The organism is Pseudoalteromonas sp. 23_GOM-1509m, from assembly GCF_000518425.1.
Taxonomy (GTDB): domain Bacteria; phylum Pseudomonadota; class Gammaproteobacteria; order Enterobacterales; family Alteromonadaceae; genus Pseudoalteromonas; species Pseudoalteromonas tetraodonis.
Genome location: NZ_KI912434.1, coordinates 287864 through 301761 on the forward strand (window position 1 = coordinate 287864; position 13898 = coordinate 301761).

Consider the following 13898-nt stretch of genomic DNA (forward strand, 5'->3'; position numbering starts at 1 on the left):
TTATTAGACTAAAGAATGATTGCTGCTGAATCTGCTGATTTTATGACCTTTCTGCTATTTTACATGGCAAGATCACACTGCAAAAACAAAACATAAGCCATTGAATTTAAATGGCTTTTAAATTTAACAAGCCAGTTACAACATATCCCTTTGCTATTTTTGTTAACACTTACAAAGCGTTAAGCTGGGCTATGCACGACCTTTTGCCTAATTACAATCTGTAGCAAGCTGTTTTACCCTGCGCACTCAATGTTCATTTGCTTTGTAAAAGCTGTATTTTTATTTTGAGTTAGCAACTAAGTTGCAGGAGAAGTCATGACCACCAAGCCGCTAGATGATAATTCATCTGATGCTATACCAGGAGCGGATACTCAAACCGTGTCCGATAGCTATGAAAATCTTCATAAGCCCAGCTCTGAGTTTGAAAGCCGCGACGCTTACCTAGAGCACGAACTGCAAATTATGCAGCCAAAACGCTGGCGTCCAAATTTACCATTTAGAGATTATCGCTTTGAATTTGAAGACACCATTCCAGCGATGGCCGCAACTATAGGTAAAGTTGTGATGGTTGCAGCCATTGCTGCCACGTTTGCAGGCCCTTTGGGGTTGAGTGATGGCTTTGTACTTGAAAACGTACGCTACGAACTGTTAATTGTTTCGTTATTTATTTTACTATTTTCAGGCTTTATTTTACCGACCGCTAATTTAGCGGGAACTCATGGCCCACTCATTCCATTAATTCCTATTGTGGTTGCCGCAGGCGGACACCCTATGGCCTTTGGTTTGCTCATAGGTGCCTTTGGATTGATATTAGCATTTAGTAAAGGCGGCAGTCTCATGGCCAAGCTCACCAGTAAAGGGGTATGTGGTGGCTTGCTTCTCTATTTAGGCTTTGTGGGTACCATTTCTCAGGTTAAAAAACTATTTGCATGGGCTGAAGAAATTCAAATGACCCATATTGCCTTTATCGTAATCTTAGCCACAATTTTACTTTATGCTTTATTGGAGCATTACAAAAAACGCTGGTTAGCCGTGCCTCTGAGCTGTTTAATTGGTGGTTTTACTGCTTTTGCATTGGGCGCACCGTTTGAGTTTCATACTGCACCGGGCTTACCAAACATGAACCCTATGTACTGGTGGGGGGAAAACACTGGCTGGATGCTTGGCTTACCAACAGCAGAAAGCTTTGTGGTTGTACTTCCTTTTGCAGTTTTAGCGGTTGCTATGTGGTCGCCTGACTTTTTAGGCCATCAAGTATTTCAAAAAATTAGTTACCCAGAGCGTACTGAAAAAGTACAAATGAATATTGACGATACCATGCTTAGCGCATCAACAAGACAAACCTTTGGCTCGCTATTAGGCGGTGCTAACTTTGCGTCATCTTGGGGCACTTACATTGTTCCTGCTGCTATTGCAAAACGCCCTATTCCTGCAGGCGCAATTTTAACTGCGTTATTTTGTATTATCGCGGGTGTTTGGGGTTACCCAATGGACTTAGCTATTTGGCAGCCAGTATTGTGTGTTGCCTTAATTGTAGGGGTGTTTATTCCACTACTTGAAGCGGGTATGGAAATGACCCGTGAAGGTAAAACCACGCAATCAGCTGCCATTGTGGTGTTTGCATCAAGCTTAGTAAACCCAGCATTTGGTTGGTCATTAACTATGCTACTTGATAACTTAGGCCTTATTGGCTGTAAAGAAAGAAGTGCTGATTTATCACGAATGAGCCGCTGGATCATTCCACTTATTATGTTTGTGTTATTAACCGGTGTAATGGCACTGGTAGGTATGCTGCCAGGCATTCCTGCGCTAATGCCAAGCTTTAGACATTAATTCCTTTATTAAACACCAAAGCGAGCTTTAACAGCTCGCTTTTTTTGTACTTATAAAAAACCAGCATAGTGTCCCTGCAATAATCCCCCTTGAAGTAACAGCCCCTGAAGTCACAGTCCCTGCAATAATTACAAGCCACCCTGCAGAATTTTTATAAAGCTCGCCACCAGCTAAAAAACTTTACGCATCAAAAAACCATAAGCAGTTGATATATAAATAAAATTAAAAGTTTTATTTTCTGGTATAGCCTTTGCAACTTTATAAGTGAACGTTAAAAATCATTTTATTAGTAACGCTTTTAAAATGAAAAATCATTACTCTTAATAAGGAGCTAATTATGAATAGCGATCGTATCGAAGGAAACTGGAAAGAACTTAAAGGTAAAGCGCAGCAAAAATGGGGCGATCTTACCAACGATGATTTAGATAAAATTGAAGGTAGCCGTACCGAGCTTGTTGGTAAAATTCAGCAAAAATACGGTAAATCGAAAGAGGAAGCCGAGCGCGAAGTAAATGACTTTGAGAAAGGCCATTAAAATAAAGCGTGTTAACAGCTTTACTTGCTAATAAAAAACCGCCAATTGGCGGTTTTTTTGTTATCTCAAGCTTAACTATTTTGCCAGCGCTAACTTCACTGCTGCCTCGGCATGTATTTTGGTGGTATCGTAAAGCGGAACCCGCGTATGTTGTGGCTTTACCAACAAGGCGATTTCAGTACAGCCTAAAATGATGGCCTGCGCGCCTTGTGCAAATAAGCGCTCTATAATGCGTATATAATCAGCTCGCGAATCGTCATCAATAATCCCTAGGCATAACTGCGAATAAATAACCTCGTGCACTCGCTTTCGCTCATTAGGCTCAGGTATTAATACCTCAATGTTATGCTTATTAGTTAAACGCTCTTTGTAAAAGTTTTGCTCCATTGTAAATTGCGTTCCCAACAACCCTACTCGCGTAATGTTATCGTGCTTTAGTTGCTCAGCGGTGGCATCGGCAATATGCAAAATAGGAATGGTAATATTACTGGCAATCTCATCGGCCACTTTATGCATAGTGTTGGTACAAATAAGTAAAAAGTCGGCACCACCAGCCTCTACAGATTTAGCCGCCTCGGTGAGAATATTGGCTGTTTGTTGCCAATCGCTCTGATGCTGTAGCGCTTCAATTTTTGCAAAATCGACGCTCACCATACAAATCTTAGCACTATGTAGCCCACCCAATGAGTTTTTAACGCCTTCGTTTAAAGCTTTGTAATAGCTGGCTGTTGACTCCCAACTCATACCTCCGAGCATGCCAATCGTTTTCATAGCTAGTTCCCTCTCTCGATCGCAGTTTACGTTTCACAGTAAGTTAAAAATAGCCGCTCTTCACTAGAAACTTAATTAGCTTTATTAACTGCACTGATCACAGCGTCAGACAATAACAACTTTTCGTCTTTATATACTTCAAGCCAACCTGGTGGTGAGGTACCACAACCAATTACAGTTACTTGCAATACGTAACTGTAACGTCCGTTTTTAAACGTATAGTGATGATTGCCGCCACTGCCACTGAACTTTATCTCACCATGAAATAAAACGATATCAGGCTTATCGCTTGGGCTTTTATCAATGCTCCACGACGCATAACGGAAGTTTCCACCGCCTAAATTATCAACACGAACACGATAGTTAGCTGTTTTCCAATCGAGTATTGGTTTTTGAAAGGTTTTAATACTTGAATGGAGTGATTGTTTATCTTGAGCAATTAACTTTTCTGCATGTGCTTGCTCAGTGGTATTTTGTGTATTCACAGCAATAACTTTGCCGTCTGTGTCTACCCACATTACGCCGTTATTGAGCATAATGCCGCGCCAGCCTACTTTATCCCAATCGGTATTGATATTAGAGCTGCCAATAATAGTAACAAGTTCATCGTCAAACACTTCATCAAAACGGGTAATAAACTCAGCTTCATTTTTAATATCAGGAAGTGGATACTGCCTTTTTAAAGGGTAGCGAATATGCGCAGCAATCGCAGTTTTATCATGTGCTTTAAAAGCAGCAATAACAGGTAAAACACTCTCGTGATACTTTTGCTCAAGCGCAAATGTGTTCGATGTGAAAAATAGGGATAGGCAAAGCAATATGTAATTTAGATACTTCATTAAAAAACCTTCAATTTTGACTTTCGTTATGTGCTAATACTTTGACCTAAAATCTTAAAACATACCTTTCTGTTGAGGCGCTTCTTTATGATCGGTAACTTTCGTAATAAGTTTTTCGATCTTCAAACCTTGCGGTGTTTTAGTCTGAATTATTTCCATTTCAACTATTAATAGATCCCCTTTTCCAAACCTCTCTCCCTTATCAACAGTATCAATAAACTCTCTATCAGTAATTTCTGCATAAAAACTGGACTGTCCATCAAATAATTTCCACTTATTTCCATCTTTAAAGGATGGAGATTCAATCGTTAAACCTGTAGTAATTGTATTTTTTGAAATTGGTAAATCGAAATCAAGAGGTTTAAAAAATTCAGCATCATTAGCCGAAGCTTTAGTTTGGATATCAAACTTTGAAGATTTTAACTTTACTTCGCTTAATCCTTTAACCAAAGGCTCCCTAATAAATGTATCTAACGAATTAGCAGCTTTTGGATCAGAAAGAACGTTTAGCGTTTGAATATGAAATACCTGAGTATGACCATTAGAGTTTTCGATATTAACTGTATTCGCATTACTATCTGGTGTGCACTGCTTCGGTTGATTGCCAGCTAAATGAATACATAATTTAATTGAGTCAGTAGCCAGAGTAATAAGGTCTTTGGGGGAGCTAGTACAAAATAATGCTCCAGAGGATAAACCTACCACCTGTAGTAAAAAATCAATATCAAATGATTGCCCTCTAAAACCTGAGACATCCATACATAGCGATGCATCTTTACCATAAGCTTCTGTTGTAATCACGTTCATAAATTCATCTAGTGCTAAAATATAGCGAGCAACATCTTTCGCTTTTAGCTGCCCTTTTTCAACTGCTGCACCGTAATATTCAAGAGATAGCTGATCTTCCGTAATTGTCTGCATTATAATTCCTTAATTAGAGTAACTAAAACTTAGTATTCTTTATGCTTAGTCCAAAAAATTAATACCTAGACTACACGTTCAATTCATTCAATAGTCACATCTAATGCCTATTATGTAAACAATTGAGTTATCGATATTTATTGCGATAAAAAGATACAAAAATAAAAAACGAGCCTAACTTGGCTCGTTTTTGTTTTAACTGATAGCTGACAGCTAAAAACTGACCGCTTCGCTATTTAACCACTTCGCTTTACTCCGGCTCATACCCCAAGTTAGGCGATAACCACCTTTCGGCTTCTGCGAGCGTCATATTTGTTCGCTTAGCGTAGTCTTCTACCTGATCCTTCTGTATTGCAGCAACGGCGTAGTATTTCGCTTGTGGGTGTGAAAAGTACCAACCCGAAACCGCAGCACCTGGCCACATGGCGTATGAGCTGGTGAGCTGCATACCAATGCGCTTTTCGGTATCGAGTAGTTGCCAAATTTTCTTTTTCTCGGTGTGCTCTGGGCACGCTGGGTAACCCGGTGCTGGACGAATACCTTGGTAATTTTCGCGGATTAGCTCATCGTTACCCAGGTTTTCATCCGGTGCATAACCCCAATACTCTTTACGCACTTGTTCGTGCAAGTATTCGGCAAACGCCTCAGCGAGTCTGTCGGCTACGGCTTTTACCATTATTTTATTATAGTCGTCTTGCTTGGCATCGAACGCATTGGCGAGGTCGTCCTCTTCTAAACCGCCTGTTACCGCAAACGCACCAAAGTAATCGGGTGTGCCTTTTGGCGCAATGTAATCGGCTAGGCAGTAGTTAGCAAAGTCGGTTTTTTCGGTTTGCTGACGTAAATGGCATGAGGTAGTTAATAGCTCTTTTCGCGTTTCGTCGGTGTAAATTTCTATATCATCGCCCACACGGTTAGCTGGGAATAAACCAATAACACCTAATGGCTGCAAAGTGCCTGACTTTTCAAGCTCATCGAGCATGTCGTTGGCGTCTTTAAACAAGCTTTGTGCTTGTTCACCCACTACTTCGTCGGTCATTATGCGCGGATATTTACCGGCGATTGACCAGGTCATAAAGTACGGCGTCCAGTCTATGTATTTGCGTAGAGTCGCGATTGATACATTTTTAAACTCGGTCACGCCCAGCTTTTTCGGCACGGGTGGTGTGTAGTTATCCCAATCGAGCTTTGCAGCATTATCGCGGGCGCGCTGTATGGTAACTGGTTTTGAGCGCGGCTTTTTGCGTGCTTGTTGTTCGCGTACTTTGTCGTACTCGGCGGTGGTTTTAGCTAAAAATTCTGCTTTATGCTCTTTTGATAATAAATTAGACACCACACCCACGGCGCGGCTGGCGTTATTTACATACACCACGCCTTTGTCGTACTGCGGCTCTATTTTTACTGCGGTATGCGCTTTTGAGGTGGTTGCCCCACCAATCATGAGCGGTAGCTCAAAGCCTCGGCGTTTCATTTCTTTGGCTACGTGTACCATTTCATCAAGCGATGGGGTAATTAAACCTGAAAGGCCTATAATATCGGCTTTTTCGTCAATGGCGGTTTGCAGTATTTTTTCGGCAGGTACCATTACCCCAAGGTCGATTACTTCGTAGTTATTACATTGTAGTACTACGCCTACGATGTTTTTACCTATGTCATGCACGTCACCTTTTACGGTAGCCATAACAATTTTACCGTTGGTGGCGCCTTCTTCTTTTTCGGCTTCAATGAATGGGTCAAGGTAGGCCACTGCTCGCTTCATCACACGAGCCGATTTAACCACTTGGGGTAAAAACATTTTACCGGCACCAAATAAATCCCCAACCACGTTCATGCCATCCATGAGTGGCCCTTCAATGACGTGAATAGGTTTATCGGCGCCAGCACGGCACTCTTCTGTATCTTCATCTATAAAGGTGGTTATGCCTTTTACAAGGGCGTGCTCCAAGCGCTTCTCTACAGGCCAAGTGCGCCATTCTAAATCTTCTACCCGCTCAGCTTGTGCCATGCCTGAATATTTAGGCGCAAGTTCAACAAGGCGCTCGCCCGCACCTGAGTCGGTGTTAAGAATTACATCAGTAACTGCTTTACGAAGTTCCTCGGGGATGTCGTCGTAAACCGCAAGCTGCCCTGCGTTTACTATGCCCATATCCATACCCGCTTTTATAGCATGGTATAAAAACACCGAGTGAATCGCTTCACGTACTGGGTTATTACCTCTAAACGAAAACGATACGTTTGATACCCCACCCGACACTTTACAATGGGGTAAGTTTTGCTTAATACGGCGGGTGCCTTCAATAAATTCTACGGCGTAGTTGTCGTGCTCTTCTATGCCGGTGGCAACGGCAAATATGTTGGGGTCGAATATAATATCTTCTGGCGGGAAGCCAATTTCATCAACCAAAATACGGTAGCTGCGCTCACAAATTTCAAACTTACGGTCTGCAGCATCGGCTTGGCCGTCAGTATCAAATGCCATTACAACAGCGGCGGCACCAAAGCGTTTTATAATTTTAGCTTGGCGTTTAAACGGCTCTTCTCCCTCTTTAAGCGATATTGAATTTACAATGGCCTTGCCTTGAATACACTTTAAGCCTGCCTCTATTACTTCCCATTTAGAGGAGTCGACCATAATAGGTACTTTAGAAATATCAGGCTCTGAGGCAATTAAGTTTAAAAACTTCACCATGGCCGCTCTTGAGTCCAGCATGGCTTCGTCCATGTTGATATCAATAACTTGGGCGCCATTTTCTACTTGTTCGCGAGCTACATTAAGGGCGGTCTCGTAGTCTTCTTCCATGATCAAACGTTTAAACATGGCCGAGCCAGTTACGTTAGTACGCTCGCCGACATTGGTAAATACTGCAATTTGTTGGGTCATTGGCGGCTCCTTAATTTAAGTTACAGGCTTCTAGGCCTGATAAACGCATACGCACTTCAAGCTCAGGTAATTTTCGTGGTGCTGTGCCTTCAAGCCCTTTGGCAAAGGCACGAATGTGCGCAGGCGTAGTGCCGCAGCAACCGCCAACAATATTAATAAAGCCCGATTTACCCCAATCTATGATCTCTTTTGCCATGTCGTCTGCTTCTAAGTCGTATTCTCCAAACTCATTGGGTAAGCCCGCGTTAGGATGAACAGAGACAAAGGTTTCGCACACACGTGATAGCTCTTCAACGTATTGGCGCAGTAAATCTGGCCCAAGGGCGCAATTTAAGCCAATTGAAAGCGGCTTAATGTGACGAATAGAGTTATAAAATGCTTCGGTGGTTTGCCCTGAAAGCGTACGGCCTGAGGCATCAGTAATAGTACCTGAAATCATCACTGGCAATGTGCGCCCTGCTTGTTCAAACGCTTCTTCTACTGCGAACGAGGCGGCTTTTGCATTAAGCGTGTCGAATATGGTTTCGATTAAAATAATATCTACACCGCCCTCCATAAGCGCAAGGGTTGACTCAACATACGCAGTCACTAACTTATCAAAGGTGATATTACGATAACCGGGGTCGTTTACATCCGGCGATAACGAACAGGTTTTAGACGTTGGCCCTAACACACCGGCTACATAGCGCGGTTTTTCTGGGGTTTTGGCGCTAAATTCATCACATACAGCGCGGGCTAACTTAGCCGACTCTAAATTGACTTCACGGCTTATGCTCGCCATGTCGTAATCTTCCATCGAAATGGTGGTAGAGTTAAAGGTGTTAGTTTCGATAATATCGGCACCGGCGGCTAAAAAGCTGCGGTGTATATCAGTAATAATTTCAGGCTTGGTTAGGCTTAATAAATCATTATTACCTTTAATAAGCACGTGCCAATCTTTAAAACGTTCACCACGGTAGTCTTGCTCTTCAAGCTTATGCGCTTGGATCATGGTTCCCATTGCACCATCTAAAATTAAAATACGCTGTTTGAGCGCAGCACTCAGCTCTTGATGCTTATTGTTTTGAGGATTATTCGGCATAGTTGTTAGTCCTTACGTCTTGGCTAACTAAGTTAATATCATAGGGTGTGGTTTGGTAAACGTAATAATTTAACCAGTTTGAAAACAGTAAAAACGCGTGGCTTTGCCATGTTTTAGACGGTTGTTTGCTGGCATCGTCATCAGGAAAATAGTTTTCGGGCTTTGGCGCATCAGGGCTTTTTTGTAAATCGCGTTCATATTCGGCTTTTAAACTGTCGGCATCGTATTCGGGGTGGCCGGTAATAAATACTTGGCTGCCCGATTTATTTTTAAGTAAATACGCCCCGACTCGTTCAGAGCCCGCTAATACCACCAGCTCTTCACAAGCGTTTATTTTATTTATATCTATGTGGCCATAGCGTGAGTGCGGCACTAAAAAGGTATCGTCAAAGCCGCGGGTAAGTGCACCATGGGCAAAGTAGCATTGATGGGTAAACACCCCACACAGTTTATTTTCTTTTAAATCGCGCTTTAAATTATAACGGTGATATAAAGCCGCGTGGGCAGCCCAGCACGAAAACAAAGTAGAGGTTACATGCTGCTCGGCCCAATCAATAATCACTTTGAATTCTTCCCAATACGCCACTTCTTCATACTCTAAATGTGCCAAAGGCGCACCGGTAATTAATAGTGCATCGTAATTATTGTTTTTCACTTCTGAAAAGTAACGATAAAAGGTATCTAAGTGTTGCTCTGAGTTACTACTGCTACGATGCGTGTCAAGGCGCAGTAGCTCTACATTTACTTGCAGCGGAGAATTAGCCAACAAGCGAATAAACTGTACTTCGGTTTCTACTTTATTAGGCATAAGATTAAGAATAGCCAAACGCATAGGGCGTATTTCTTGCGTTTTTGCACGCGTTTTTGGCATTACAAACACGTTTTCATGACGTAAACGTGCAATAGCTGGCAATTCGTCTTCTACTGTAATTGGCATTCTTAAAGCTCCTGCTCATAAAAACCGAGAATTAATACGCTCTCATTATGAACAGAATGTCAAAAATATCAACCTCTAGATGTATAGATGTCTAAATGAAATTTATTCACGCGGTTTGTACAAATTGAATATGTACTTTAAAACAGCCCCATTCGTTGACTGTTTCACCTGTGAGCCACTACAATACAGCATTGAAATTTTTATTATTATTGAAGGCTTCTTCCATGGTTTTACCTGATAAGTTTATATTCTCGATGAGTCGAGTATCTAAGGTTGTGCCACCAAAACGCACTATCTTAAAAGATATTTCGTTGCATTTTTTCCCTGGTGCAAAAATTGGTGTGCTAGGTCTAAATGGTTCTGGTAAATCATCATTACTACGCATTATGGCAGGTGTTGATGAAGATTTTGAAGGTGAAGCTCGCCCTCAACCAGGCACTAAAATTGGTTACTTGCCGCAAGAGCCTGTTTTGGACGAAAGCAAAACAGTTCGTGAAATTGTTGAAGAAGCTGTGGGTGAAGTAAAACATGCCCTTAACCGCCTTGACGAAGTGTATAACGAATACGCAATGGAAGGCGCTGACTTTGACGCACTGGCAAAAGAGCAAGGTGAATTAGAAGCGATTATTCAAGCGCATGATGGTCATAATATCGATAACGTATTAGAGCGTGCTGCCGATGCACTGCGTTTACCTGAGTGGGATGCTAAAATTGAGCACCTATCGGGTGGTGAGCGTCGTCGTGTTGCTATTTGTCGTTTGTTACTTGAAAAGCCAGACATGCTGATTCTCGATGAGCCAACTAACCACTTAGATGCTGAGTCGGTTGCCTGGTTAGAGCGCTTCTTACATGACTACGAAGGCACCGTTGTGGCAGTAACGCATGACCGTTACTTCCTTGATAATGTTGCTGGCTGGATTTTAGAGCTTGACCGTGGTGAAGGTATTCCGTGGGAAGGTAACTACTCGTCTTGGCTTGAGCAAAAAGATGCCCGCTTACAGCAAGAGCAAAAATCTGAAAAAGCACGTCAAAAATCAATTGCACAAGAACTTGAGTGGGTGCGTTCAAACCCTAAAGGTCGTCAAGCTAAGTCAAAAGCGCGTATGGCACAGTTTAGCGAGCTACAACAGTCTGATTACCAAAAACGTAACGAAACCAACGAATTGTTTATTCCACCTGGCCCACGTTTAGGTGACCAAGTATTAGAAGTAAACAACTTACGTAAAAGCTTTGGCGACCGTGTTTTAATTGATGATTTAAGCTTTAGCATGCCTAAAGGCGCTATTGTGGGTATTATTGGTGCCAATGGTGCAGGTAAATCAACGCTATTTAAAATGCTAAGCGGTGAAGAGCAGCCAGATAGCGGTAATATCAGCATTGGTGAAACAGTAGAACTGGCAACTGTTGATCAGTTCCGTGGCAACATGGACGAAAGCAAAACGGTATTCCAAGAAATCTCTGATGGCCAAGATGTACTAAAAATTGGTAACTTTGAGTTCCCAAGCCGTGCTTATGTTAGCCGTTTTAACTTTAAAGGTAACGATCAACAAAAGTTTGTTAAAGACTTATCTGGTGGTGAGCGCAACCGTTTACACCTAGCTAAGCTGTTAAAAGCAGGCGGCAACGTAGTGCTACTGGATGAGCCAACCAATGACTTGGACGTTGAAACATTACGTGCTCTTGAGAATGCTATTTTAGAATTCCCTGGTTGTGTCATGTGTATCTCGCATGACCGTTGGTTCCTTGACCGTATTGCTACACACATTTTAGATTACCGTGACGAAGGCCAAATTAACTTCTTTGATGGTAACTACACTGAGTACGAAGAGTGGCTTAAAAAGACCCTTGGCGCAGAAGCTGCACAGCCTAAGCGTATTAAGTACAAAAAAATTGGCTAACAGCCACAGTGAATAAGTTAAAAGCCCTGCATTTTATGCGGGGCTTTTTTATGCGAGCTATTTTTATCTTTGAGCAAATTGGCGTGTTGAGCATTACCAGCTATGCTTATTATAAATAACAACTTTATAAGATTATTATGCAAAACCGTCGGCAATTTTCTCGTATTATGTTCTCTACAGCAGCGCAATTGGAAACGGCTAGCTCCCAGTATGCATGTACCCTATTAGATATTTCTTTACATGGTGCGCTTATTACTAAAAGCGATGCCTTTACAGGCAACAAAAATGACGAAGCAATATTACGTTTTACCTTGCCACAAAGCGATATTGAAATAAAAATGCCGGTGGTTATTCGTCATATAGAAGAAAATCATATTGGTCTTAAATGTCATAACATTGATATAGACAGCATTACGCATTTAAAGCGCTTGGTTGAACTAAACCTTGCTGATGAAACACTATTACACCGCGAGCTTGAAACGCTTATTTACCAAACATAAATAGACGCACTGCGTGAAGTTGATTACCATAACCAAAAATAATTAAACGACGCAGATATGAGTTTAAATCCCAATCTACCTTTAGTTTATCATCCTAATTACTCGTTTAGTTTTGATCCCAAACACCGCTTTGTAATGAGTAAATTTGCACAGCTACACCAGCATGTTAAAACCCTTGGGCTTGCTGGCAGCAATATCCTAGAGCCACCACATGGTCGTGTTGAAGAGTTAGAAATAGTACATTGTGAAAACTACATTCACGATTTATGGCATAACCGCCTAGATGAAAAAGCCATGCGCCGTATAGGCCTACCTTGGTCACAAGCACTAATGAACCGCACATTTACCGCCCCATTAGGGACACTGCAAACTGCGCGCTTAGCACTTAAAAATGGGCTTGCGTGCCATTTAGCGGGTGGCACTCACCATGCCCATAGTGATTTTGGCTCGGGTTTTTGCATGGTGAACGATTTAGCTTTTACCGCACAAACGTTAATTCAAAATCGTGAAGTCACCAACGTACTGATTTTTGATTTAGATGTTCACCAAGGTGATGGCACCGCAGCCATGCTGGCTCATCAACCTTATGCGTTTACCTGTTCAATACATTGTGAGAAAAACTTCCCATTTAGAAAGTCCCCTAGCGATTTAGATATTGGTTTAGCCAATAATATGCAAGACGCTGAATACTTAGGTATTGTTGACGATACCCTGCAATTTTTATTAAACGAGCTTAACCCAGATCTGGTTTTGTATGATGCTGGGGTGGATATTTGGCAAGAAGATGGCTTAGGTAAACTGGATATTAGTTGGCAAGGAATAGAAAAGCGCGACCACTTAGTGCTTAAGCGTTGTCTTGCAAATAACACCCCGGTGGCCACTGTGATTGGCGGAGGTTATGACAGAGATCATCAGCGACTAGCAAAGCGCCATGGCATTGTTATTGAGCAAGCAGCCAGTTTTTAAATAAAAAATACATAAACTAAGCTACACTTTAAGCTTATAAGTAGATTGAGGTTATTATGCGGTTATTCACTTTTATATTGTTGTTTTTTAGTTTTATTGTGCCAATAAGCGCCCACGCAGACACCGAAGAGCCACCAGAACTTCCGCCATTAAACCCCAAGTATGAAGCAGAGCATGCCATGGTATTAGTTAATAAGGGTTCAAGTGTATACGCGATTAACATTCCAAGCTTTGAGCTTCCTTATGATATGCATGTTATGTACAAGGTAGATGTATCTGATATTCCATTTTTAGATTTAGTACGTGACGCTGAGTTAGTTACCGTAAAATCAAAGCCGTTTAATATTCAACGCTTAATGCGAGGCGAAGAAGTCGCGATAACCGCAGATGTGTATCTTGGAGATTTTAGACAAGGAGGTAGCTTAGTTTACAGTGATAAATTAATAGAGCTTAGCGAGCAGTTATTTACTCGTGAGCTAACTGATTTAAGCCCAGCCTCAAAATGGCAACAGTACGATATGGTTACGCTAAAAAATAACGAGCGTATTTATATTCACCAAATAACTCAGCCACCAAGCTATCATCATATTATGTTTGTTGATTTAAGTGGTGCCTGTTTACAAAAGTTTCGCACCTCAACTGAAGTGCCCTCTGCTGGTGAGCTCAATTATAAATTTATAAATTGTGGCACATTGAAACCGATGTTTTATGATGCTGAAAGCTTGAGTAAATAAGC

At 41.7% G+C, this 13898-nt stretch carries 12 protein-coding genes; 6 read left to right on the forward strand and 6 right to left on the reverse strand.

Annotation, left to right across the window (positions count from 1 at the left end; genetic code table 11):
- Positions 1-315 precede the first annotated feature (315 nt).
- Both N523_RS0116940 and N523_RS0116945 read left to right on the forward strand, forming a co-directional pair.
- Entirely contained in the window at positions 316-1833 is a 1518-nt protein-coding gene (locus N523_RS0116940) for a DUF3360 family protein (RefSeq protein WP_013464375.1), read from the forward strand.
- Between the two features lie 337 nt (positions 1834-2170).
- Positions 2171-2368 (forward strand): CsbD family protein, encoded by a 198-nt coding sequence (locus N523_RS0116945; RefSeq protein WP_010391132.1) that lies wholly within the window; start codon positions 2171-2173, stop codon positions 2366-2368.
- A 75-nt stretch (positions 2369-2443) separates the two neighbouring features.
- Here N523_RS0116945 and N523_RS0116950 read toward each other — a convergent pair whose 3' ends face one another.
- The 6 genes from N523_RS0116950 to N523_RS0116975 all read right to left on the reverse strand — a co-directional run bounded on the left by N523_RS0116950 (position 2444) and on the right by N523_RS0116975 (position 9798).
- Positions 2444-3139, reverse strand: coding sequence for an aspartate/glutamate racemase family protein (locus tag N523_RS0116950; protein ID WP_028835470.1), 696 nt, complete (start codon positions 3137-3139; stop codon positions 2444-2446).
- 71 nt (positions 3140-3210) lie between these two features.
- Positions 3211-3978 (reverse strand): hypothetical protein, encoded by a 768-nt coding sequence (locus tag N523_RS0116955; protein ID WP_028835471.1) that lies wholly within the window; start codon positions 3976-3978, stop codon positions 3211-3213.
- 54 nt (positions 3979-4032) lie between these two features.
- Positions 4033-4899: a hypothetical protein gene (locus N523_RS0116960; RefSeq protein WP_013464370.1), complete on the reverse strand. Its 867-nt coding sequence runs from the start codon at positions 4897-4899 to the stop codon at positions 4033-4035.
- Positions 4900-5149: 250 nt separating this feature from the next.
- Entirely contained in the window at positions 5150-7780 is a 2631-nt protein-coding gene (gene metH, locus N523_RS0116965) for a methionine synthase (RefSeq protein ID WP_028835472.1), read from the reverse strand.
- A 10-nt stretch (positions 7781-7790) separates the two neighbouring features.
- A complete protein-coding gene (locus N523_RS0116970) occupies positions 7791-8861 on the reverse strand; it encodes a homocysteine S-methyltransferase family protein (protein WP_008465493.1) in 1071 nt (356 codons plus the stop codon).
- Entirely contained in the window at positions 8851-9798 is a 948-nt protein-coding gene (locus N523_RS0116975; protein ID WP_028835473.1) for a homoserine O-succinyltransferase, read from the reverse strand. Before N523_RS0116975 ends, N523_RS0116970 begins: the two co-directional genes overlap by 11 nt.
- A gap of 224 nt (positions 9799-10022) precedes the next feature.
- Between N523_RS0116975 and ettA the strand changes: the two genes are divergently transcribed.
- The 4 genes from ettA (at position 10023) to N523_RS0117000 (ending at position 13896) form a co-directional block, all read left to right on the forward strand.
- Positions 10023-11696, forward strand: coding sequence for an energy-dependent translational throttle protein EttA (ettA, locus tag N523_RS0116980; protein WP_024601901.1), 1674 nt, complete (start codon positions 10023-10025; stop codon positions 11694-11696).
- Between the two features lie 137 nt (positions 11697-11833).
- A complete protein-coding gene (locus tag N523_RS0116990) occupies positions 11834-12196 on the forward strand; it encodes a PilZ domain-containing protein (RefSeq protein WP_013464365.1) in 363 nt (120 codons plus the stop codon).
- A 57-nt stretch (positions 12197-12253) separates the two neighbouring features.
- A complete protein-coding gene (locus tag N523_RS0116995) occupies positions 12254-13162 on the forward strand; it encodes a histone deacetylase family protein (protein ID WP_028835474.1) in 909 nt (302 codons plus the stop codon).
- Between the two features lie 56 nt (positions 13163-13218).
- Positions 13219-13896, forward strand: coding sequence for a hypothetical protein (locus N523_RS0117000; protein WP_028835475.1), 678 nt, complete (start codon positions 13219-13221; stop codon positions 13894-13896).
- The last annotated feature ends 2 nt before the right edge of the window (positions 13897-13898 follow it).

Excerpts from the sequence above, each read along its gene's own strand:
- N523_RS0116940 (WP_013464375.1), top strand. The coding sequence starts at position 316 with ATGACCACCAAGCCGCTAGATGATAATTCATCTGATGCTATACCAGGA.
- N523_RS0116945 (WP_010391132.1), top strand. The coding sequence starts at position 2,171 with ATGAATAGCGATCGTATCGAAGGAAACTGGAAAGAACTTAAAGGTAAA.
- N523_RS0116950 (WP_028835470.1), bottom strand. The coding sequence starts at position 3,139 with ATGAAAACGATTGGCATGCTCGGAGGTATGAGTTGGGAGTCAACAGCC.
- N523_RS0116955 (WP_028835471.1), bottom strand. The coding sequence starts at position 3,978 with ATGAAGTATCTAAATTACATATTGCTTTGCCTATCCCTATTTTTCACA.
- N523_RS0116960 (WP_013464370.1), bottom strand. The coding sequence starts at position 4,899 with ATGCAGACAATTACGGAAGATCAGCTATCTCTTGAATATTACGGTGCA.
- metH (WP_028835472.1), bottom strand. The coding sequence starts at position 7,780 with ATGACCCAACAAATTGCAGTATTTACCAATGTCGGCGAGCGTACTAAC.
- N523_RS0116970 (WP_008465493.1), bottom strand. The coding sequence starts at position 8,861 with ATGCCGAATAATCCTCAAAACAATAAGCATCAAGAGCTGAGTGCTGCG.
- N523_RS0116975 (WP_028835473.1), bottom strand. The coding sequence starts at position 9,798 with ATGCCAATTACAGTAGAAGACGAATTGCCAGCTATTGCACGTTTACGT.
- ettA (WP_024601901.1), top strand. The coding sequence starts at position 10,023 with ATGGTTTTACCTGATAAGTTTATATTCTCGATGAGTCGAGTATCTAAG.
- N523_RS0116990 (WP_013464365.1), top strand. The coding sequence starts at position 11,834 with ATGCAAAACCGTCGGCAATTTTCTCGTATTATGTTCTCTACAGCAGCG.
- N523_RS0116995 (WP_028835474.1), top strand. The coding sequence starts at position 12,254 with ATGAGTTTAAATCCCAATCTACCTTTAGTTTATCATCCTAATTACTCG.
- N523_RS0117000 (WP_028835475.1), top strand. The coding sequence starts at position 13,219 with ATGCGGTTATTCACTTTTATATTGTTGTTTTTTAGTTTTATTGTGCCA.